Source organism: Arthrobacter sp. Y3221160 (assembly GCF_059092585.1).
The window spans coordinates 729,944-751,023 of the sequence record NZ_JBNHHU010000001.1 but is presented as its reverse complement, the minus strand read 5'-3'; the positions used below and the strand labels follow the sequence as shown (position 1 = coordinate 751,023).

Sequence of the window (21,080 nt, the reverse complement as noted above, 5' to 3'; positions counted from 1 at the left end):
AACCAGGCCTACGGCCCGCCGTGGCAGGGTTGGCGGCTCCTGCTGGCATGATAGGAACCGTGACAAGCAGGTTGCCCGAGGGCCAGGACAGGGGAGCGGCGGACGCCGTCGTGCTCCTGGAACAAAGCCGGGGCGCGCTTGAAGCGGTCCAGTTGCCGCTAAACGTTCCCGGTGCCGCCGCAGCCCGCGGAGCCGTCGCCGCCGCCATTGCCCAGTTGAACGACTACATCCTGCCCCGCTACCGCACGCTGGAAGCCCCGCTGCTGGCCGTCGTGGGGGGATCCACCGGCGCCGGGAAATCGACGCTCGTCAACGCGGTGGCGGGCTTTCCGGCCACCCGTGCCGGGGCGATCCGGCCCACCACACGCCAACCCGTCCTGCTGCATCATCCGGGCGACGCGGCATGGTTTTCGGATCGGCGGATCCTGCCCGGCCTCAGCCGAATCACCGGAACGCCGGCGCCGGACACCGCCGACAGGCAGGCCCCCAATCCGGAACCGGCCGGCGAACCTGCCGGAACCTCGCTGGTGTTGCTCGCCCACAACAGCATTCCCGCGGGCATAGCGCTGCTCGATGCACCGGATATCGATTCGATTGCCGACGAGAACCGGCGGCTGGCGGGACAACTGCTGGCCGCCGCCGACCTGTGGATTTTCGTTACCACCGCCAACCGGTACGCCGACGCCGTGCCGTGGGCGCTGCTCCTGGACGCCGCACAGCGGGACATCGAAGTGGCGATCGTCCTGGACCGGGTGCCGGAAGAAGTTGAGCGTGAAGTCCGCGCCGACCTGGCCGGTCTGCTGCAGCGGCAGGGTCTCGCCGCGGCCCGCCTGTTTGTCATCCTCGAGTCCCGGCTGGACGAACGGGGCATGCTCCCGGCCGGCGCCGTCGATCCCCTCCGGGAGTGGCTCCAGGAACTCGCCGCCGACGCCTCCGGCCGCGCAGACATCGCCCGGCGCACCCTCGGCGGGGCAGTGCGCTCACTGGCCGCGACGGTCGGCTCGGTCGCCGATGCCGCGAACGACCAGCATGCCGCCGGCCAGCGGCTGCGAAAGGTCGTGGAAGACGCCTACGAGGCGGCGACCACGCGGGCTCTCTCGGCCACGGAGGACGGAACGCTCCTCCGGGGCGAGGTGTTGGCGCGCTGGCAGGACTTTGTCGGCACCGGAGAATTCTTCCGGGGTATCGAGAGCGGCATAGGCCTGCTGCGGGACCGGATCGGCGCGTTCTTTTCCGGCAAACCCGCTCCCTCCGTCGAAGTCGAGGAAGCCATCGAGTCCGGGCTGCAGGCCGTCGTCGTCGAGGCGGCGGCCGCCGGCGCGGAGGAGGCCGACGCGCGCTGGCGGACAGACCCGGCCGGGCAGGGCCTGCTCGGACACGAAGACCTGTCGACTCCCAGCGCGGGCTTTGCGGACGAGGTAGCCCGCGAAATCCGGGCGTGGCAGGCAGACCTGCTGGACCTGATCCGCAGCGAGGGTGAGAGCAAGCGCTTCACCGCGCGCATGCTCTCCTTCGGAGTCAACGGCCTCGGGGTAGCGCTGATGGTGGTGATATTCGCGGCCACCGGAGGGCTGACCGGCTTGGAAATCGGCGTGGCGGGCGGAACGGCCGTGGTGGGCCAGAAGCTGCTGGAAGCGGTCTTCGGCGAGGACGCCGTACGCAGGCTGGCGCGCAAGGCCCGCGCCGAGCTGCAGGAGCGAACGCGCAGGCTCATGCGCGCCGAAGCGGAGCGCTTCCTGGCGCGGATCCCCGAGGTGGAGGATGCAGGGACCATGCGCGCACTGGAAGGGCGGCTGCACGCGCTGGGGGCAAAGACGGACACGGGAGCCCCGGATTGAGCCGCCACCGGGGCCAGCCCGAGACCTCCCTGCTGCAGACACGGCTGGATGCCTTGAACACGGCCGCCGAGCTCGCCGCCGGGGTGCTGCCGGAAGCGGAACTCGCACCCGTCACCGAAGTCCTGGAACGGGCCAGCACCCGCCGCTCCCTGTCCGCCGAGCACACCGTGGTTGGCTTTTTCGGTGCGACCGGCAGCGGAAAGTCCTCCCTCTTCAACGCCGTATCCGGCACCCGCCACGCCACCGTGGCGGCACGCCGCCCCACCACGTCCGAAGCAATGGCGGGAATTTGGGGAACGGCCGGCAGCGAACCGCTGCTGGACTGGCTGCAGGTAGCCAATCGGCACGTGGTGGACGACGGATCGTTCGCCGGGCACGGCGGCCTGATCCTGCTGGACCTGCCGGACTTTGATTCCACCGCGGTCGAGCATCGCGCCATCGTGCAACGGTTCGCCGGCCAGGTCGACGTACTGGTCTGGGTGCTCGATCCGCAGAAGTACGCCGATGCCGCCGTGCACCAGGGATTTTTGCGCCCGTTGGCCTCCCACGATGCGGTGACGCTGGTGGTGCTGAACCAGGTGGACCGGCTGGCCGAGGGACAGCTGCAACCGGTCCTGGGGTCGCTGAGGGAGATTTTGCTGCGGGACGGGCTCGCCCGGGTGGATGTCTACCCCGTCTCCGCGACGACTGGGACCGGCCTTGCCGAGCTGACGGCAGCCATCACGGCCTTTGCCGACAAGCGGCAGGCCGCGGCCGAGCGGCTGCTCGCCGACGTCAGGAAGGCGGCCCAGGCGCTGGCCGTTGAACCCGGGGCGGAGCCGGCAGGCGTCAGCAAGGCGGCCAGGAACACGTTGGCCGAGCAGTTGGCGCAGGCGGCAGGTGTGGAAGCGATCAGCGACGCCGTGGGGGCCTCCTACCGGCGGCGGGCGCATGCCCGGACCGGATGGCCGGCGGTCCGCTGGCTCGGAAAGCTGCGCCGCGACCCGCTCAAGCGGCTCAACCTCGACCGCAAGGACGTGAATCCGCTGCTGAACCGCTCGTCCATGCCGGCCCCGGGCCCCGCCCAGCGGGCGCAGGCCGACAAGGCCATCCGTCAGTTCGCCGACCGCGCCGGTGAAGGCGCCGCCGCCCCCTGGCGCGCGGCCATCCGCCGGGCGGCACGATCCGCGGAGGAAACGCTTCCGGACGACTTGGACCAGGCCCTGGTGGGCACGGACCTGCGCTCCGACCGTGCGTCGTGGTGGTGGCCGGTTTTCGGCCTGCTCCAGTGGCTCGCCCTCGCAGCCGCCTTGGCCGGAGCGCTCTGGCTCCTTGGCATCGCCGCGCTGGGCTACCTGCAGTTTGCGGTCCCTGAGACACCAACGGTCGAAGGCTTCCCGGTGCCGACCTTGTTGCTGGCCGCCGGGATCCTCGCCGGGGTGGTGCTGGCGCTGGCATCGGGCGTGATCGCGCGGTTCGTGGCCCGTGCCCGGGCCGCAAATGCGCGGCGGCGGCTCCGGGACGCTGTTGCGCGGGTCGCGGAAGAGCGGGTGGTACGGCCGGTCGAAGAGGCGGTGGCCCGGCACCGGGCATTCAGGCAGGCAGTGCTGAGGGCGTCCGGCGAATGACGTCCCGGGAGCCGCGGGGCCATGGACCCGGCAGACGAGATACAAGGAGAACGCAAAAGATTGGCCGCTGAACTGACTGTCAACGATCTGGACGAAGGCTCGCTTCTGGAAAGGATTTTCCCGCGTCTCGGCCCCGCCCGCGTCCCGGTCGGGCCGGGCGATGACGCTGCCGTGATCGAGGCACCCGATGCCCGCACCGTCATCTCCATCGATACGTTGGTCCAGGATCAGGACTTCCGGCTTGTGTGGCCCTCCGGGTACCGGACGACGGGTTACGACGTCGGATGGAAGTCCGTGGCGCAGAACCTCTCGGACATCAATGCCATGGGAGCCGTGCCGACGTCACTGGTCATCAGCCTGACCCTGCCCGGTGCGACGCCGGTGGCATGGGTCGAGAGCCTGGCCGACGGCGTGGCCGATGCCCTGCGGAAACTGGGGGCGGGCCGGTGCTCCGTCGTGGGCGGTGATCTTGGCCGCGGCGAGTCGATCGTGGTCACGGCTGCCGTTACCGGGGACCTCGAAGGCCGCAGTCCGGTCCTGCGCAGCGGCGCGCGTCCCGGCGACACCGTCGCGGTGGCCGGCACGCTGGGGCGCGCGGCGGCCGGACTGGCGCTGCTCGAAAGCCCGGTTTTCGACGGGGCCCCGGCTCCGCTGCAGGAGCTCGCCGGAATCCAGTCCCGGCCGCTGCCTCCGCTGAGCGCCGGCCCGGCTGCGGCCGAATCCGGCGCGACCGCCATGATGGACATCTCGGATGGCCTGCTCCGCGATGCGGCGCGGTTGGCCCGCGCCAGCAGTGTCGCGGTGGACCTGGCGTCGGCGCAGTTGCGGCACTTTGCCGCACCCTTGGACGAGGCAGCGGCCCTGGTGGGGGCGGAGCCCAGCGACTGGGTCCTCGGTGGCGGCGAAGACCATGGCCTGCTGTGTACCTTCCCCGCAGCACAAACCCTGCCGGCGGGGTTCGCCGCCATCGGAGTGGTCGGCGGCGGGAAGGATACGGTGACCCTCGACGGCGTCCCCGTCCAGGTTCGGGGATGGGACCATTTCAGGGGCTGAAGCGCTGCTAGTCGTTGGTCTTTCGCAGGGCTTCGGTCAGTTGGGCGGCCGCGTTGCAGACCACCTCGGCATGCAGCCGGCCGGGTTGCCGCGTGAGCCGCTCGATCGGCCCGGAAATGGAAACCGCGGCGATGACCCGCCCGGACGGACCGCGGACCGGGGCGGAAACCGACGCCACGCCAGGTTCGCGTTCGCCCAGGCTCTGGCCCCAGCCGCGGCGACGCACGCCGGCGAGGACCGTCGGGGTGAAACGCGCCCCATGGAGTCCTTCGAGCAGCCGCTCGTGGTCTTCCCAGGCCAACAGCACCTGCGCGGCGGAGCCGGCCTTCATCGAAAGCTGTGTCCCCACCGGAATGGTGTCCCGCAATCCGATCGGCCGCTCGGCCGAGGCGACGCATACCCGCGAATCGCCCTGCCGGCGGAAGACCTGGGCGCTCTCACCCGTGGCATCGCGGAGGTTCATGAGCACCGGGCCGGCGGCGGCTATGAGCCGGTCTTCGCCGGCGGCCGCGGCCAGTTCGACCAGCCTGCTGCCCAGGACAAACCTGCCCTGCATGTCCCGGCTGACCAGCCGGTGGTGGACCAGCGCCAAAGCGAGCCGGTGGACGGTGGGCCGGGCCAGGCCGGTGGCGGCCACCAGTTGGGCCAGGGACGTGGGTCCGGCCTCCAAGGTGTCCAGCACCATGGCCGCCTTGTCGATGACGCCGACCCCGCTAGGATTGTCCATAAGCTGATACTCTCATCTCAATATATGAGATGCAAGTCGATTGACTGGCGGGCGGGCAGCCGCGCTGGAAGAGTTAAAGCACACACTTGGTGCGGGCCTCCCGGCGGGAGAAAAAGCCTGCGTTGGTATTGATGGAGGAGATCTGGCCATGGCCGGTAACACTGCGGGCAAGACGCTCGCCGAAAAAGTCTGGGATGCACACGTGGTGCGCCACGGCGACGGTGAAGGCGCGGCGCGCCAGCCCGACCTCCTCTACATCGACCTTCACCTGGTACACGAGGTCACGTCGCCGCAGGCCTTCGAGGGCCTGCGCCTGGCGGGGCGCGGGCTGCGCCGCCCGGACCTGACCATCGCGACCGAGGACCACAACACTCCCACGCTGGATATCGACAAGCCGATCGCCGACCCGACCAGCCGCACCCAGATCGAGACGCTGCGCACCAACTGCCGTGAATTCGGGGTCAGGCTGCACTCGCTCGGGGACGCCGAGCAGGGGATCGTGCACGTGGTGGGTCCCCAGTTGGGACTCACCCAGCCCGGCATGACGGTGGTGTGCGGCGACTCGCATACCTCCACCCACGGTGCCTTCGGTGCCCTGGCATTCGGCATCGGGACCTCCGAAGTTGAGCACGTCATGGCGACCCAGACGCTGTCGCTGAAGCCGTTCAAGACCATGGCCATCAACGTCGAGGGAACGCTGCGCCCGGGGGTGACCGCCAAGGACATCATCCTGGCGGTCATCGCCAAGATCGGAACCGGCGGCGGCCAGGGCTACGTGCTGGAGTACCGTGGCTCCGCCATCCGGGCCCTGAGCATGGAAGCCCGGATGACCATCTGCAACATGTCCATCGAGGCGGGCGCCCGCGCCGGCATGGTCGCGCCGGACCAGACCACCTTCGACTACCTCAAGGGCCGGCCGCACGCCCCGGAGGGCGCCGACTGGGACGCCGCCGTCGAAAATTGGCAGACCCTGCGTACCGACGACGACGCGGTGTTCGACGCCGAGGTCTTCCTGGACGCCGATACGCTGGAGCCGTTCGTCACGTGGGGGACCAACCCCGGACAGGGCGTTTCCCTGTCGGAAGCCGTGCCGTCGCCCGACGACTTCGCCGACGAGAACGCCAAGGCAGCCGCGGAACGTGCGCTGGCCTACATGGGTCTCGAAGCCGGCACCCGCATGAAGGACATCCCGGTCGACACCGTCTTCCTGGGCTCCTGCACCAACAGCCGGATCGAGGACCTGCGCATCGCGGCGGACATCATCCGCGGCCGGGCCAAGGCGCCGAACGTGCGCATGATGGTGGTGCCCGGGTCTGCCCGTGTCCGCCTGGAAGCAGAGGCCGAAGGCCTGGACAAGGTGTTCAAGGAGTTCGGCGCCGAGTGGCGGTTCGCCGGCTGCTCCATGTGCCTGGGCATGAACCCGGACCAGCTGGCCCCGGGCGAGCGCTGCGCGTCCACGTCCAACCGGAACTTCGAGGGCCGGCAGGGCAAGGGCGGGCGGACGCACCTGGTATCGCCGGTAGTGGCGGCCGCCACCGCAGTCAGGGGCACGCTGAGTTCGCCCTCGGACCTGGACCCGGTCAACAACGACGCCGTCTCGCGGCCTGCCGCCTAAGGAGCCTGAAGAATCATGGAGAAGTTCACCACCCATACCGGCATCGGGGTCCCGCTGCGGCAGTCCAACGTGGACACCGACCAGATCATCCCGGCGGTATACCTCAAGCGGATCACCCGGACAGGCTTCGAAGATGCCCTGTTCGCGGCCTGGCGCAAGCACGAGGACTTTATCCTCAACCAGGAGCCGTTCAGCCGCGGGTCCGTTCTCGTGGCCGGCCCGGATTTCGGGACCGGTTCCTCGCGCGAACACGCTGTCTGGGCGTTGAAGGACTACGGGTTCCGCGTCGTCCTCTCCTCCCGGTTCGCCGACATCTTCCGCGGGAACTCCGGCAAGCAGGGGCTGTTGGCCGCCGAGGTCGGCCAGGATGACATCGAGCTGATTTGGAAGGAACTGGAGAACCACCCGGGCACCGAAATCACGGTGGACCTGGAGTCGAAGACCGTCACCTGCGGAACCATCACCGCGCCGTTCGAGATCGACGACTACACCCGCTGGCGGCTGCTCGAAGGCCTGGACGATATCGGGCTGACCCTGAAGCATGAGGCGGAAATCACCACCTACGAGGCCACCCGCCCGTCCTGGAAGCCGAAGACCCTGCCGGCAAAAGTCTGAGGACACGCGCCCTGGCGCGAATCGGCGCCGTCGAGGGAGCCGTTCCGGCTCCGTCGGCGGCGCCGATTTGCACCTGCGACTGCCTCATGCAAGGCACCGGCCGGCGGGACGGAAAGCGCCGGACTCGCTGCCCGTTTATTTCAGAGTGGTCTCGGATTGCCAATATGCTTAGCTGAGGCCCTGGCGCAGTTCGGCGCTAAACTAGCTTGAGGAAACAGGTATTCATGGCAAGTGTTTTGACCATTCGTGGTGGCGTTCCGTTGGCGGGGAAGGTATCCGTCCGCGGCGCCAAGAACCTGGTTCCCAAAGCGATGGTCGCGTCCTTGCTCGGCAGCAATGCCTCGGTCCTGCGGAATGTGCCCGAAATCAGGGACGTGGAGATCGTCACGAGCCTGCTCCGCCTGCACGGCGTCGAGGTGTCCAAGGACGCGGTGACCGGTGACCTGACGCTTGACCCCACCAAGGTCAAGACCGCCCACATGAAGGACATCGACGCCCACGCCGGCGATTCCCGCATTCCGATCCTTTTCTGCGGGCCCCTGATCCACGCGATCGGCGAGGCCTTCATCCCCGACCTGGGCGGCTGCCGGATCGGCGACCGGCCCATCGACTACCACCTCGACGTGCTGCGGCAGTTCGGCGCGATCGTGGACAAGCGGCCCGGTGGCATAGCCATCTCCGCACCCAGGGGACTGAAGGGCGCGAAACTCACGCTGCCGTATCCCAGCGTGGGCGCCACCGAGCAGGTTCTCCTGACGGCAACCCGCGCCGAGGGCATCACGGAATTGAGCGGCGCCGCCATCGAGCCGGAGATCATGGACCTGATCGCCGTGCTGCAGAAGATGGGTGCCATCATCACGGTCCAGACCGACCGTGTGATCCGTATCGAGGGCGTCACCGAACTGTCCGGCTTCAACCATCGCGCGCTGCCCGACCGCAACGAGGCCGCGTCCTGGGCATCCGCGGCGCTCGTGACGCAGGGAGACATTTACGTCGAAGGTGCCCATCAGGGCGACCTCACCGCCTTCCTGAACACCTACCGCAAGATCGGCGGGGCGTTCGACATCGACGACGACGGCATCCGCTTCTACCACCCGGGCGGCAGCCTGTCGCCGCTGGTGCTCGAGACCGACGTGCACCCGGGCTTCATGACGGATTGGCAGCAGCCCCTCGTCGTCGCCCTGACGCAGGCCGAAGGCGTCTCGATCGTGCACGAGACCGTGTACGAGAACCGGTTCGGCTTCACCGAGGCGCTGATTCGCATGGGTGCGAACATCCAGGTGCACCGCGAATGCCTCGGCAGCATTCCGTGCCGCTTCGGGCAGCGGAATTTCCTGCATTCCGCCGTGATTTCCGGACCCACACAGCTCTCCGGGGCGGAGATAGACATCCCCGACCTCCGCGGCGGCTTCAGCCACCTGATCGCCGCGTTGGCGGCGGCCGGAACCTCCCGCGTGACCGGCATCGAACTCATCAACCGTGGCTACGAACGCTTCCAGTCAAAGCTGGAGGGCCTCGGCGCGGACTTCGACGTCGAGTAGGCGGACATGGGAGCAGACTCCAAAGAGCGGGTGGTCATTGGTGTCCTCGCCGGCGTTGTCCGGCCAGTCCTGAACCTGGTCCTCCGGCGCAACTGGACGGGAACGGAGAATTTTCCCAAGGACCGGGGATTCATCGTCTGTCCGAACCACAACACGGAAATCGATCCGCTCGTGGTCGGCCATTACGTCTACAACCAGGGTGCCCTTCCGCACTTCCTGGCGAAGGCCTCGCTGTTCAAGATCCCGGTGGTCGGGCAACTGTTGACGGCGGCCCGGCAGATACCGGTGGAGCGGAGCAGTTCGGGCGCAAACCGTTCCCTTGACGTCTCACGCGAGGTGCTCGATGAAGGCGGTGCCGTGATCATCTACCCGGAGGGGACGCTGACCCGGGACCCGGCCCTGTGGCCGATGCGCGGGCGCACCGGGGCGGCAAGGCTCGCGCTGCAGACCGGCGCACCGGTCATTCCGGTGGCGCACTGGGGTGCCAACGAGCTGTTGCCCCGTTATGCGAAAAGGCCCAGCCTTTTTCCGCGCAAGACGGCACACGTCACGGCCGGACCGCCGGTGGACCTGAGCGAATTCAGCGGCTTGCCGATCACCAGGACCGTTCTGGAGGCCGCAACGAATAGGATTATGGACAGCATCACGGCGCTGCTGGCCGAAGTACGCGGCGAGGCAGCGCCCGCCGTCCGCTGGGATCCTTCTGCTCACGGTCAAAGCGCCATGGGCCGGGACTTTGGTTCCGGCGAACCGGTGCATACAGAAGAGCTACCGCCCGAGGAGAAGTTGTGACAGCACGCCCCGACCTGCCTGCCAACATCGCCGTTCTGGGAGCAGGAAGCTGGGGCACTACCTTTGCCAAGGTCGTCGCGGACGCCCACCCCGAGGTCGAGGTCAGGCTCTGGGCCCGGCGCGCCGAAGTGGCGGAGGAAATCAATTCCCGGCACCGGAATGCGAAGTACCTCCGGGACATCGCGCTGCCGGAGAACATCGTCGCTTCGGAGGACGTCGCCGAAGTCCTCCGCGGCGCGCCGCTGGTGGTGCTCGCTGTTCCCGCCCAGACCCTCCGGCCGCAGCTGGCGTCCTGGAAGCCGCTGCTCGATCCGGAGGCGGTGGTCGTCTCGCTCATGAAGGGGCTGGAGCGCGGGACCGATGCGCGCATGAGCGAAGTCATCAAGGAAGAGCTCGGCCTGTCAGACTCCCACGTGGCCGTCATTTCCGGTCCCAACCTGGCGCTCGAGATTGCGCGCAAGGAACCGACCGCCTCGGTGGTGGCCTGCACGGACGACGACACCGCGCAGTGGATTGCGCGGTTGTGCACCGCCAGCTATTTCCGTCCGTACACAAACTCGGACGTCACGGGGGTGGAGATCGGCGGCATCGTGAAGAACATCATTGCCCTGTGCGTGGGAATCTGCGACGGCAAGGGCATGGGAGACAACACCAAGGCGACGGTCATCACCCGCGGACTGGCCGAGACCACCAGGCTCACCCTTGCCCTCGGGGGAGAGGTCCAGACGATGGCCGGGCTGGCCGGGCTCGGCGACCTGGTCGCCACCTGCGCGTCGCCGCTGTCGCGCAACCACACAGCCGGACGGCTCTTGGGCGAAGGCCTGACCCTGGACCAGGTGACGGAACGAATGACCCAAACGGCCGAAGGCATCAAGTCCGGCCGCGCCGTGCTGGATCTGGCCACCAAGGTGGGCGTCGACATGCCGATTACCGAGGCAGTGGTTGCCGTCCTGGAGGGACAGGTATCCGTAGAGGCGCTGGCGCCACGCCTGTTGACCCGTGAACTCAAATCCGAAGGTGAACTCCAGTGAACGACGAGACCATTCCCGCCGCGAACGCCCCGTCGTCGGGCCGCAAACCCCGCGTTGCCGTCCTTTTCGGCGGGCGGTCCAGCGAACATTCCGTCAGCTGCGTCACCGCGGCCGGGGTGCTCGGGGCCATCGACAAGGACAAGTACGACGTCGTGCCCATCGGAATTGCGCGCAACGGCCAGTGGGTCCAGGTCGCCGATGATCCGGCCCAGTGGTCGCTCGCCTCGGGGAAAATGCCGGAGATCAGTACGTCCGCCGAACCCGTCGTGCTGGCCAGCAGGCGGGACACGCCGGAACTCATGGTCGCGCCGGCCGCGCAGGTTCCGCAGAGCCTGGGCAACGTGGACGTGGTGCTGCCGCTCCTGCACGGGCCGTTCGGCGAGGACGGAACGCTTCAGGGGCTGCTGGAAATGGCCGACGTCCGCTACGTCGGCGCCGGCGTACTCGCCTCTGCCGTCGGCATGGACAAGCACTATATGAAGGTGGTCTTCGAATCGGCCGGCCTCCACGTCGGCCCCTACCAGGTCATCACCGACCGTCAGTGGCAGCAGGACCCGGACGCGGTGCTCGAACGGCTGGGCACGCTCCAGTTCCCGGTCTTCGTCAAGCCGGCCCGTGCGGGCTCCTCCATGGGAATCACCCGGGTGGCCGAGCCCGGCGGCCTCCGCGCCGCCGTGGAGGCCGCCCGCGAACACGATCCCAAGGTTGTTGTCGAAGCCGGCATCATCGGCCGCGAGATCGAAGTAGCGGTGCTGCAGGGCAGGGGAACAGAACCGACGCGCACCAGCCTGCCCGGGGAAATCGCCGTCCAGCCCGGCGAGCATCAGTTTTACGATTTCGAAGCGAAATACCTGGACGGTACGGCCGCCGCCCTCAGCTGCCCGGCGGATTTGCCCGCCGACGCCACGGAAAGAGTGCGCGAACTCGCCGCACAGGCGTTCGACGCGCTCGGGGGAGAGGGACTCTCCCGGGTCGACTTCTTCTACACGCCGGACGGCGAGCTCATTATCAATGAGATCAACACCATGCCCGGGTTTACGCCCATCAGCATGTATCCGCAGATGTGGGCGAAATCCGGACTGCCTTACACCGAGTTGATCGACGAGCTGCTGTACCTGGCCCTCAACCGCAAGACCGGCCTCCGCTGACCATGCCGGCCGGCGCGGTGTCGCCGGCCGTGCCGCCTACAGGACGTCGGAAATGCTCAGGCATTCGCGTTCCTGCGGGATCTCCGACGCCGCCGCCGAGATGTCCATCAACACGGAGCTCTCTGCCACGTCATCGGGCTTGAACAGCAGTTCCGTGGCCGGGGTGCGCCCGTAGGTCGTGGCCGTCCAGTAGCCGTTCTCGCCTTCGCGCAGTACCCAGTCGACGCCGTCGACCGAGACGCATTGGTCCGTCGTCGGGCCGGGAACCGGCACACCGCACCGCAGGATGACCTGGGAAGGGTCCCCCCAGGCGGCGGTCGCCTGGCTGCTCGTTTCACGGCGCGGGAAATCGGCGACGTACTGGGGGAGGATGACCATCATCGGGGCGCATCCGGGGTTTGCCGCGTCCGGAGCGGCGTCAACGTCGACAACAGGCGAACACGCCGTGAGGCTGCCCAGGGCTCCTAGCGACAAAAGGACGGCAAAACGGCGGCGTCGGGGGAAGGCGCGGGTCATACAGCCAGCGTATCCCGACCATCGCGGCCCGCCGGAGCGACAGTGACCGCAGCCACGCCAGACCGGCCCTGCGGTAAGGAGTCGGCCGCGGGGTTTATCCTTTTAGGTAGCCTCACCCCTAGGAAGTGACCCCATTGACTGCTGACCACGACAACGAATACCGCCCGCGGCGGCAGCGCCGCCAGCGGAAGAAAGATCCCATTCGCACCATCTTCTTCACCCTCGTGGGCATCGTTGTCGTCGCTGCAATCGTCGGAGGTGGCTACTTGTTCAACTTGGCCAACTCCTTCAACAGCAAGTCCCAAACGATCGAATCGGCCTTCCCGGACAATCGGGCCGAGAAGGACCCGAACGACAAGACGGTCAACATTCTTCTGATGGGCTCCGACAGCCGCGCCACGGGTACGCAGAATCTGACCGAGGTCTCGGACGGCAGCCGCTCCGACACCATGATGCTGATGCACATTCCGGAGAATCGGGAGAACGTCTACGTCATGTCGATCATGCGCGACACCTGGGTGGACATACCGGGCCAGGGCGAGCACAAGATCAACGCCGCCATGGCGTTCGGCGGGGTACCGCTTGTCGTCGAAACCATCGAAGGGCTGTTTGAGACCCGCGTCGACCACGTCGCCATCATCGACTTCTCGGGGTTCAAGGAACTGACCGACGCCTTGGGCGGGGTGGAGATCAACAATCCGGCGGCCTTCTCGGCAACCGGGTCGACCGGCGAGTTCTTCCCTGCGGGCACCCAGACTCTGGACGGCGAGTCTGCCCTGTCCTTCGTGCGCGAGCGCAAGGCCTTCAGCGACGGCGACTATCAGCGCGTGCGCAACCAACAGCTCTTCGTCAAGGCTCTGATGTCCGAGTTCCTGACGGCCGAGACACTGACAAACCCCGTGCGCATTAACGAGGTAGTCGACGAATTTTCCCCGTTCGTGAGCGTTGACAGCGAATTCGACGCCATGACCGCAGGCTCCCTGGGCGTCTCGCTTCGGGATGTACGGTCAAGCGACGTTCAGATGTTCACCCTTCCGACCCTGGGCACCGGCACTTCCGCGGACGGCCAGTCGATCGTCGTGCCGGACGAGGCGGCCATCGCCGAGATAGCCGACGCGCTGCAGAACGACAGCCTCGACGAATATCTGAGTACTGCGGACCTCGAGTGAGCCGCGACGCGGCCGTATGCCGGTGAGCGGAGCCGGCTGCGGTAGGCTCAGGTAACGCCGGAGGACTGAGATCGATCGTTGGCGGGCATCGCCGGCGCATGCAGATGGGACCCCTTTGCAGACGAAAATTGCTGCCAATGCCGAAGCGCTGCGCCGCTGGCTGTCCAGGGCCGAGGTCGTCCTCGGCAACCACAGCGACCGCCTGAACGCCATCAACATCTTTCCGGTGGCCGACGGCGACACGGGGACCAACCTCTATCTGACCGTCAGGGCGGCGGCGAAGTCGGCCGCCGAAAACCGGACGGCGGACATCGGCGAACTCCTGGCCGGAGCAGGCCAGGCGGCGATGGAAGAAGCGCGCGGGAACTCGGGCACCCTGCTGTCCGTTTTCCTGGCCGCCCTGGCCGAACCCTTGCGGGGCACGACCCGGTTGACGGGGCCGCTGCTGGCCGCGGCCCTCCAGCGTGCCGAAATCCGGTGCTGGTCCGCGTTGAGCGAGCCCGTGGAGGGCACCATGCTCTCCGTCATCGCGTCGGTCTCGCGGGCGGCATCGGCGGTACATGCGGCGAAGAACGGCGACGACAGCAACCACGGCCTGGCGGCAACGCTGGAATCGGTCGTGGAAGAGGCGGTGGCCGCGGTCGTCAGGACCGAGACACAGCTCGGGGCACTCGAATCGGCGCACATCGTCGACGCCGGCGCCGTCGGGTTCCTGCTCATCATGGACACCCTGCGGGCCAGCGCCCTGGGCGTGGAACTGCAGCCGGAACTGCTGGACGGCCTGCACGGCTACAACGTGCAGGATCCGCACCTGCACCTGGACCACGTGCACGAAGGTGTCGAGGTCATGTGCACCGTCAACCTCAGCCCCCTCGACGCCGCGACGCTGCGCCTGAAACTGGACGAGCTGGGCGACTCGGTCATCATGAGCGCCGTGACTGAAATAGAGGGCGGGTACCGTTGGCGCGTCCACGCGCACGTGCCGGACGGCGAAGCGGCCCTGAAGGTTATCCGGGAGCTGGGTGAACCGATGAACGTCAGCATGACGGAACTGGCCGGCCCGCCGGAGCAGAACCATGGCGGTTGACCCTGCTGACGAGCTGAGCGTCCCGCTGGAGCGGCGGCTGGGCAAGCGCTCGGCCTCGGCACTCGAAAAGCACCTGGGCATGACGGTGACCGGGGAACTGCTCAACTACTTCCCGCGGCGATACATGAAGCGCGGAGAACTGACCATGATCGCCGAGCTGCCGATCGACCAGGACGCAACCCTGGTGGCCCGGGTGCTGAGCTCCAGTTCACGCAAGATGCGGGCCCGCCGCGGTTCGCTGACCGAGGTCGTCGTGACCGACAATTCCTCGGACATCAGCCTCACCTTCTTCAACGGCTATCAGGCTGAACGGGAACTGCGGCCGGGGACCATCGCCATGTTCTCCGGCAAGGTGACGTCCTACCGCGGAAACCTCACCTTGACCAACCCCGACTACCAGTTGCTCGAAGACGCCTTCGACTTCGACGCCGAGGAGGCCCTGCGCCCGGTGCCCATGTATTCGGCGACGGCAAAACTGGGCAGCTGGCGCATCAAGGCGGCCGTTGACCTGTTGCTCGACGCCGTGGACTTCGGGCGCCTGGGGGACCCCATCCCAACCGACATCGCCGTACGGGACGGAATGCTCTCACTGGCTGAGGCCTACGAACAGATCCACCGGCCCTCGACGATGGAAGCCGCCAGCGCGGCCCGCGACCGCTTCCGCTATCAGGAAGCGCTGGTCCTGCAGGCGGCCCTCGGGCGGAAGCGGGCCATCGCCGCGGCCGAACAGGCGACCGCACGCCCGGGCCGGAAGGGCGGTATTGCCGACAAGTTCGACGCCCGCCTGCCCTTCGACCTGACCTCGGGACAGCGCGAGGTCGGCGCGACGATCGCGGCGGAGCTGGCCGGAGATTCACCCATGAACCGGTTGCTGCAGGGGGAAGTCGGGTCGGGGAAGACCCTGGTCGCCCTTCGGGCCATGCTGCAAGTGGTCGACTCGGGCGGCCAGGCCGTCCTGCTCGCGCCGACCGAGGTCCTGGCGGGCCAGCATTTCGCATCGATCACCCGGACGCTTGGCCCGTTGGCGCAGGGCGGCATGTTGGGCGGCGACCCCGACGGCACTAAAGTCGTGCTGCTGACCGGCTCGATGACCGGAACGGCCAAGCGCAGGGCCTTGCTCGATGTGGCGGCAGGCGAGGCGGGCATCGTCGTCGGCACGCATGCCCTGCTGTCCGACACGGTGCAGTTTTTTGACCTCGGCCTCGTGGTGGTGGATGAACAGCACCGCTTCGGCGTGGAACAGCGCGACCGCCTCCGGAGCCGCTCGGCCACGCCACCGCACCTGCTGGTCATGACTGCCACGCCCATTCCCCGGACGGTGGCGATGACCGTCTTCGGGGACCTGGAAACGTCCGTGCTGACGGAGCTGCCCGCGGGCCGCGCTCCGATCACCACCCATCTGGTGGCCCTCCAGGAACATCCTGCCTGGGAGGACCGGATCTGGGAACGTGCCCGCGAGGAGGTCGCCGCCGGCCGGCAGGTCTACGTCGTGTGCCCCAAGATCGGGGATGACGAGCTCGAAGAGGCCGATCCGCCGGACGAGTTGTCAGGGCAGCCGGAGCAACAGCGGCCCATGGCATCGGTGGCCGCCCTAATCGAGCACCTGGGCGGGCTGCCGGTCCTGGACGGCGTCCGGATCGGCATGCTGCACGGCCGGATGGAGCCGGACCAAAAGGCCGCTGCCATGGCGGCGTTCAACGACGCCACGCTGGACATCCTGGTGTCCACTACGGTCATCGAGGTCGGCGTCGACGTGCACAACGCCACCATGATGGTGATCCTGGACGCCGACCGCTTCGGCATTTCGCAGCTCCACCAGCTCCGCGGACGGGTGGGCCGCGGCGGCCTCCCCGGCACCTGCCTGCTGGTCACGCAGCTGGAGCCCGGGCACCCCAGCCGGGAGCGGCTGCAGGCGGTCGCCGCGACCACCGACGGGTTTGAACTCTCGCAGGCAGACCTCCAGCTGCGTCGCGAAGGCGACATCCTCGGGGCGTCCCAGTCCGGCGGCAAATCCACCCTGAAGCTGCTGCGCGTGATCAAGGACGAGGCCGTTATCGCCCGTGCCCGGGAAGACGCCACGGCCATCCTGCAGCGGGACTCTACCCTGGCCCGGTATCCCGAGCTGGCAGCCGCCATCGAGCTGTACCTGAACCCCGAGCGGGAGGCCTTCCTTGAGCGCGGGTAGCCGGTGAGCCGCATCGTGGCCGGCGTGGCCGGCGGACTGACCCTGGCCAGCGTGCCGGGGGAGAACACCCGGCCGACGACGGACCGGGTCAAGGAGGCGCTGTTTTCCCGGCTGGAGTCCTACGATGTCGTCGCCGGCGCCCGGGTACTCGACCTTTTCGCCGGCTCCGGGGCCCTGGGAGTCGAGACCGCCAGCCGCGGCGCCGCCACGGTGGACCTGGTCGAAGCGGCCGACAAAGCCGCGGGGGTCTGCCGCCGCAACGCCGAGCTGGTCAACGGCAAGCTGGGCCGGAAGACGGCCACGGTGCACCGCATGAAGGCGGAACGGTTCCTCAAGGACCTTCCGCCGGGACACCATTGGGACCTGGTGCTGATGGACCCGCCGTACCCGCTGGCCGAGGACGCGCTCGCCGGCATCCTCGCCTCCTTGTCCGGATTCCTCGCCGACGGCGCCCTCGTCGTCGTCGAACGCTCTTCGCGGTCACCCGAACCGGAATGGCCCGAAGGCCTCGTCCGGTTCGCCGTCCGGAAGTACGGCGAGACCCGTCTCTGGTTCGCCGAACCCGCCGTGGACCCGTCAGCTGCGGGCGAATGAATCGAGCTCCGGGCCGCTGAGGACCGCCGCCGGGTGCGGGCCCGCCGCCAGCAGGGCGGCCGACCATTCCGGCGGCCACGAACCGCCGCGGGCGGCCAGGACGATGTTGCCCGCCCTCCGGCTGCCGAACATGCCGGCCTCGCCCAACGCCGCCACCGAACCGGCGACGGACGCGAGCTCGGCGATCTGCCGCTTGGCGAACGCCAGCGGCGGGTCGTCTCCGACGTTGACCAGCAGCACCCCGTCCGGTTCCAGGGCCTCCAGCATCTCCGCGTAGAAGTCCGCCGTGGTCAGGTGCTCCGGGGCGTCGTCGCCGGCGAAAACATCCAGCACGATCACATCGAAGGTGCCCTCGATGTCCCCGAAGGCCAGTTCATGCCGGGCATCGCCGAAGTGGACCGTCAGGTCCGTGCCGTCGGGCATGGGAAGGTGCTCGAGGACGAAGTCCAGCAGCTCCCGCTCCAGCTCGACGGCGACCTGCCGGGAACCGGGCCGGGTGGCCTGCACGTACCGGGCCAGCGTCAGGGCGCCGGCACCCAGGTGGAGGCAACGCAGCGGGACCCCTGCCGGGCCCGCCAGGTCGACGACGTTGGCGATCCGGCGCAGGTATTCGTAGAACACGTCGCCGGGATGACGCAGGTTGACGTGCGATTGCTCCGCGCCGCCAATGCTCAGGACGTAGGATCCCGGTACCCGGTCGTCCTTGTCGATGCCGGCGTGGAGGCCGGTGCCGCGCAGGTAGCGTTCGGCCACGGCTCAGATCCTGTCCGGCAGGGAGGCGAGGCGTTGCGCGGCGTCCTGCAGGACCTCGGTCCGCTTGCAGAACGCGAAGCGCAGCAGCGAGCGGGTCCGCTCGGCGCCGTCGGGGTGGCAGAAGACCGGCACCGGGATGGCGGCCACGCCGATCAGCCCGGGCATCCGGCGAGCCAGGTCGAGTGCGTCGGTGATACCCAGCGGTGCCGTGTCCACGTTGACGAAGTAGGTGCCCTGCGGCGTGAAGACATCGAAGCCGGCCTGCCGCAATCCGTCGCTGAGCAGGTCCCGCTTGGCCTTCAGGCCGGCTGCGATCCCGCCGTAGAACGAGTCCGGCAGCCCCAGCCCCGCCGCCACCGCATCCTGGAACGGTGCGCCCGAGCTGTACGTGAGGAATTGCTTGACCGTGCGGACGGCTGCGACGAGGTCCGCCGGGCCGGAGAGCCAGCCGACCTTCCAACCGGTGAACGAAAACGTCTTGCCGGCCGACGAAATGGTGAGCGTCCGCCCGGCGGCTCCCGGCAGGGTGGCGATGGGGATGTGCGGTGCATCGAAGGTCAGGTGCTCGTAGACTTCGTCGGTGACGATCAGCGCGTCGTAGCGCTCAGCCAGTTCGACGATGCGCAACAGGGCCTCGCGGGAGAAAACGCTGCCCATCGGATTGTGCGGGTTGTTGACCAGGACGATGCGGGTGCGCTCCGAGAAGGCCGCTTCGAGTGAGTCGAGGTCCGGCTGGAAATCGGGGGCGAGGAGCGGGGCCGTGGTGTGCCGGGCTCCGGCCAGGCCGATGATCGCCCCGTACGCGTCATAGAAGGGCTCGAACGTCAGCACGTCGTCGCCCGGTCCGCTCAGGGCCAACAACGTCGCTGCCAGCGCCTCGGTGGCGCCGGTCGTCACGATGATCTCGGTTTCCGGGTCCGGTGACAGGCCGTAGAACCGCTGCTGGTGGGCTGCCACGGCGCTGCGCAGCGTGAGTGTTCCCTTGCCCGGCGCATACTGGTTGGCTCCGCCGCGGATGGCGTCAATGGCGGCGGCGGCGATTTCCGCCGGGCCGTCCTCGTCGGGAAACCCCTGCCCCAGATTGATGGCGCCGGTCCGCGCGGCGAGGGTCGTCATCTCCTCGAAAATGGTGAGGCCGAGGCCGCCGTCGTCGCCGAGGAGGTTCGATCCGGCCGCGGTCCGCTGCCACGGAGCCGGAACGCCGGCCCGCCGGCCGTGAACGAGTTGCCGCATAGCTGTGCTCATGACTCCCAGTATTACCACCGAAGCGTGGTGCACCGCCCGCCCGGATCGACTAGATTCGACTCTATGCGCCGTGCCGTCTGCCCAGGATCCTATGACCCGCTCCACAAAGGCCACGTGGAAATCATTGCCCGTGCCGCCAGCATGTACGACGAGGTCATCGTCGCCGTCTCGACAAACTATGCCAAGAAATACCGCTTCAGCCTGGACGAGCGGCTGACCATGGCCCGCGAGACGCTCTCCTACCTCCGCGGCGTGAGCGTTGAAGCGATGGGTGAAGGCCTGCTGGCCGAATACTGCCGCAGCCACGGCGCCGGCGTCATCGTCAAGGGCCTGCGCTCGTCGCAGGACTACCACTACGAGCTGCCGATGGCACACATGAACCGGCATCTGGCCGGCATCGAGACGGTTTTCCTCGCCGCGGAGAGCAGCTACACGCACCTGTCGTCGACCTTGATCAAGGAGATTGCCTCGCTGGGCGGGGATATCTCGGAGTTCGTGCCGAAGGCCGTGCTCGCCGGTTTCCGCGCCGCAGAGCAGCCCCGGTAGCCCGGCCCGGATCGCTTCCGGCGGTTGCGGCGGAGCCCGCGTTTGCTAACGTTTGACCATGCCTCAAGCTCAATCCGTACGAAAAGCCGTTCTGCCCGCCGCCGGGCTGGGGACCAGGTTCCTGCCGGCCACCAAGGCCATGCCGAAGGAAATGCTGCCCGTCGTCGACAAGCCGGCCATCCAATATGTCGTCGAAGAAGCGACGCGCGCCGGCCTGGACGACGTGCTGATGATCACCGGGCGCAACAAGCGTTCCCTGGAGGACCACTTCGACCGGGTCCCGTTTATCGAGCAAACCCTGGAGGACAAGGGCGACGCCGACAAGCTGGCCGCGGTCCGGGAATCTTCCCAGCTGGCCGACATTCACTACCTGCGCCAGGGCGACCCCAAGGGGCTCGGCCACGCCGTTCTCTGCGCCAGGCAGCATGTGGGCAACGAGCCCTTCGCCGTCTTGCTGGGCGATGACCTGATCGACGAGCGCGACGAACTGCTCACGGAGATGATCGCGGTCCAGCAGGCGACCGGCGGCTCCGTCATTGCCCTGATGGAGGTCGATCCGGAAGCGATCAGCGCCTACGGGTGCGCGGACATAAGCCGCATCGACGGCGCGGCGCACGTGAAGGTGAACGGCCTGGTGGAGAAGCCCGACGCCGCCGAGGCGCCGTCGAACCTGGCCGTGATCGGACGTTATGTCCTGCACCCCGCGGTCTTCGACGTCCTGGAGGAGACCCCGCCGGGCCGCGGCGGAGAAATACAGCTGACGGACGCGCTGCAGGTGCTGGCCGGCTCCGGGGAGGCCGGCGGCGGTGTTTATGCCGTGGTCTTCAAAGGGCGCCGCTACGACACCGGCGACAAGCTCAGCTATCTCAAGGCCGTCGTCTCCCTGGCCACGGAGCGCGAGGACCTGGGACCCGAGCTGCGTTCCTGGATCGTCGACCTGGCATCACAGATCCAGGCCGAGAGGCCGTTGGAGCCCGCCGGACGGGACTGACACCCCCGCAGCGCCGCCGGTTTGGGC

19 protein-coding genes are annotated in these 21,080 nt (G+C 68.1%); 15 read left to right on the top strand and 4 right to left on the bottom strand.

Features of this window, described 5'->3' with window-relative positions; genetic code table 11:
• Positions 1-47 precede the first annotated feature (47 nt).
• Genes AC5RWG_RS03440 through AC5RWG_RS03430 form a run of 3 tightly spaced genes read left to right on the top strand, consistent with a single transcriptional unit; the run spans position 48 to position 4,498 of the window.
• Positions 48-1,838 carry a dynamin family protein gene (locus tag AC5RWG_RS03440; protein ID WP_494166414.1) on the top strand — a complete coding sequence of 597 codons (1,791 nt, stop codon included), beginning with the start codon at positions 48-50 and terminating at the stop codon, positions 1,836-1,838.
• Complete coding sequence (locus AC5RWG_RS03435; RefSeq protein ID WP_494000012.1) at positions 1,835-3,445, top strand: GTPase; 1,611 nt, start codon at positions 1,835-1,837, stop codon at positions 3,443-3,445. Before AC5RWG_RS03440 ends, AC5RWG_RS03435 begins: the two co-directional genes overlap by 4 nt.
• A gap of 21 nt (positions 3,446-3,466) precedes the next feature.
• Positions 3,467-4,498 (top strand): thiamine-phosphate kinase, encoded by a 1,032-nt coding sequence (locus AC5RWG_RS03430; RefSeq protein ID WP_494166413.1) that lies wholly within the window; start codon positions 3,467-3,469, stop codon positions 4,496-4,498.
• A gap of 7 nt (positions 4,499-4,505) precedes the next feature.
• Here the strand turns inward: AC5RWG_RS03430 and AC5RWG_RS03425 are convergent, their stop codons facing one another.
• Positions 4,506-5,225 (bottom strand): IclR family transcriptional regulator, encoded by a 720-nt coding sequence (locus AC5RWG_RS03425; protein WP_493977303.1) that lies wholly within the window; start codon positions 5,223-5,225, stop codon positions 4,506-4,508.
• Between the two features lie 148 nt (positions 5,226-5,373).
• Here AC5RWG_RS03425 and leuC point away from each other — a divergent pair, with 148 nt between their 5' ends.
• From leuC to AC5RWG_RS03395, 6 genes are all read left to right on the top strand, one after another.
• The gene (leuC, locus tag AC5RWG_RS03420; RefSeq protein WP_493986902.1) at positions 5,374-6,840 is read left to right on the top strand and encodes a 3-isopropylmalate dehydratase large subunit; all 1,467 of its coding nucleotides are present in this window, start codon (positions 5,374-5,376) and stop codon (positions 6,838-6,840) included.
• 15 nt (positions 6,841-6,855) lie between these two features.
• Entirely contained in the window at positions 6,856-7,455 is a 600-nt protein-coding gene (gene leuD / locus AC5RWG_RS03415) for a 3-isopropylmalate dehydratase small subunit (protein ID WP_494166412.1), read from the top strand.
• A gap of 224 nt (positions 7,456-7,679) precedes the next feature.
• Positions 7,680-8,996 carry a UDP-N-acetylglucosamine 1-carboxyvinyltransferase gene (gene murA / locus AC5RWG_RS03410; RefSeq protein WP_494000008.1) on the top strand — a complete coding sequence of 439 codons (1,317 nt, stop codon included), beginning with the start codon at positions 7,680-7,682 and terminating at the stop codon, positions 8,994-8,996.
• A gap of 6 nt (positions 8,997-9,002) precedes the next feature.
• On the top strand, positions 9,003-9,788 hold the full coding sequence (locus AC5RWG_RS03405) for a lysophospholipid acyltransferase family protein (RefSeq protein WP_494022892.1): 786 nt from the start codon (positions 9,003-9,005) through the stop codon (positions 9,786-9,788).
• Entirely contained in the window at positions 9,785-10,819 is a 1,035-nt protein-coding gene (locus tag AC5RWG_RS03400; RefSeq protein WP_494022893.1) for an NAD(P)H-dependent glycerol-3-phosphate dehydrogenase, read from the top strand. The genes AC5RWG_RS03405 and AC5RWG_RS03400 overlap by 4 nt, the downstream gene beginning before the upstream one ends.
• Positions 10,820-10,830: 11 nt before the next feature.
• The gene (locus AC5RWG_RS03395; protein ID WP_494167094.1) at positions 10,831-11,967 is read left to right on the top strand and encodes a D-alanine--D-alanine ligase family protein; all 1,137 of its coding nucleotides are present in this window, start codon (positions 10,831-10,833) and stop codon (positions 11,965-11,967) included.
• Positions 11,968-12,003: 36 nt separating this feature from the next.
• On the opposite strand, the gene AC5RWG_RS03390 is transcribed toward AC5RWG_RS03395, so the two are convergent.
• A complete protein-coding gene (locus AC5RWG_RS03390) occupies positions 12,004-12,483 on the bottom strand; it encodes a DUF3515 domain-containing protein (RefSeq protein ID WP_494000005.1) in 480 nt (159 codons plus the stop codon).
• A 125-nt stretch (positions 12,484-12,608) separates the two neighbouring features.
• On the opposite strand from AC5RWG_RS03390, the gene AC5RWG_RS03385 reads away from it, so the two are divergent.
• From AC5RWG_RS03385 to rsmD, 4 genes are all read left to right on the top strand, one after another.
• Positions 12,609-13,652 (top strand): LCP family protein, encoded by a 1,044-nt coding sequence (locus AC5RWG_RS03385; protein ID WP_494166411.1) that lies wholly within the window; start codon positions 12,609-12,611, stop codon positions 13,650-13,652.
• 148 nt (positions 13,653-13,800) lie between these two features.
• A complete protein-coding gene (locus AC5RWG_RS03380; RefSeq protein WP_494025787.1) occupies positions 13,801-14,739 on the top strand; it encodes a DAK2 domain-containing protein in 939 nt (312 codons plus the stop codon).
• Positions 14,729-16,924 carry an ATP-dependent DNA helicase RecG gene (locus AC5RWG_RS03375; protein WP_494166410.1) on the top strand — a complete coding sequence of 732 codons (2,196 nt, stop codon included), beginning with the start codon at positions 14,729-14,731 and terminating at the stop codon, positions 16,922-16,924. The genes AC5RWG_RS03380 and AC5RWG_RS03375 overlap by 11 nt, the downstream gene beginning before the upstream one ends.
• A gap of 3 nt (positions 16,925-16,927) precedes the next feature.
• Positions 16,928-17,518, top strand: a complete 591-nt coding sequence (gene rsmD / locus AC5RWG_RS03370; RefSeq protein ID WP_494166409.1) for a 16S rRNA (guanine(966)-N(2))-methyltransferase RsmD — start codon at positions 16,928-16,930, stop codon at positions 17,516-17,518.
• On the opposite strand, the gene AC5RWG_RS03365 is transcribed toward rsmD, so the two are convergent.
• Both AC5RWG_RS03365 and AC5RWG_RS03360 read right to left on the bottom strand, forming a co-directional pair.
• Entirely contained in the window at positions 17,501-18,271 is a 771-nt protein-coding gene (locus AC5RWG_RS03365; protein ID WP_494049797.1) for a spermidine synthase, read from the bottom strand. The two genes, rsmD and AC5RWG_RS03365, sit on opposite strands and share 18 nt — an antisense overlap.
• A gap of 3 nt (positions 18,272-18,274) precedes the next feature.
• Positions 18,275-19,516, bottom strand: a complete 1,242-nt coding sequence (locus AC5RWG_RS03360) for an aminotransferase class I/II-fold pyridoxal phosphate-dependent enzyme (protein ID WP_494166408.1) — start codon at positions 19,514-19,516, stop codon at positions 18,275-18,277.
• A 63-nt stretch (positions 19,517-19,579) separates the two neighbouring features.
• Here AC5RWG_RS03360 and coaD point away from each other — a divergent pair, with 63 nt between their 5' ends.
• Together coaD and galU are read left to right on the top strand one after the other, a co-directional pair.
• A complete protein-coding gene (coaD, locus tag AC5RWG_RS03355) occupies positions 19,580-20,062 on the top strand; it encodes a pantetheine-phosphate adenylyltransferase (RefSeq protein WP_493999999.1) in 483 nt (160 codons plus the stop codon).
• A 58-nt stretch (positions 20,063-20,120) separates the two neighbouring features.
• Positions 20,121-21,053 carry a UTP--glucose-1-phosphate uridylyltransferase GalU gene (gene galU, locus AC5RWG_RS03350; protein WP_494166407.1) on the top strand — a complete coding sequence of 311 codons (933 nt, stop codon included), beginning with the start codon at positions 20,121-20,123 and terminating at the stop codon, positions 21,051-21,053.
• Positions 21,054-21,080: the final 27 nt, after the last annotated feature.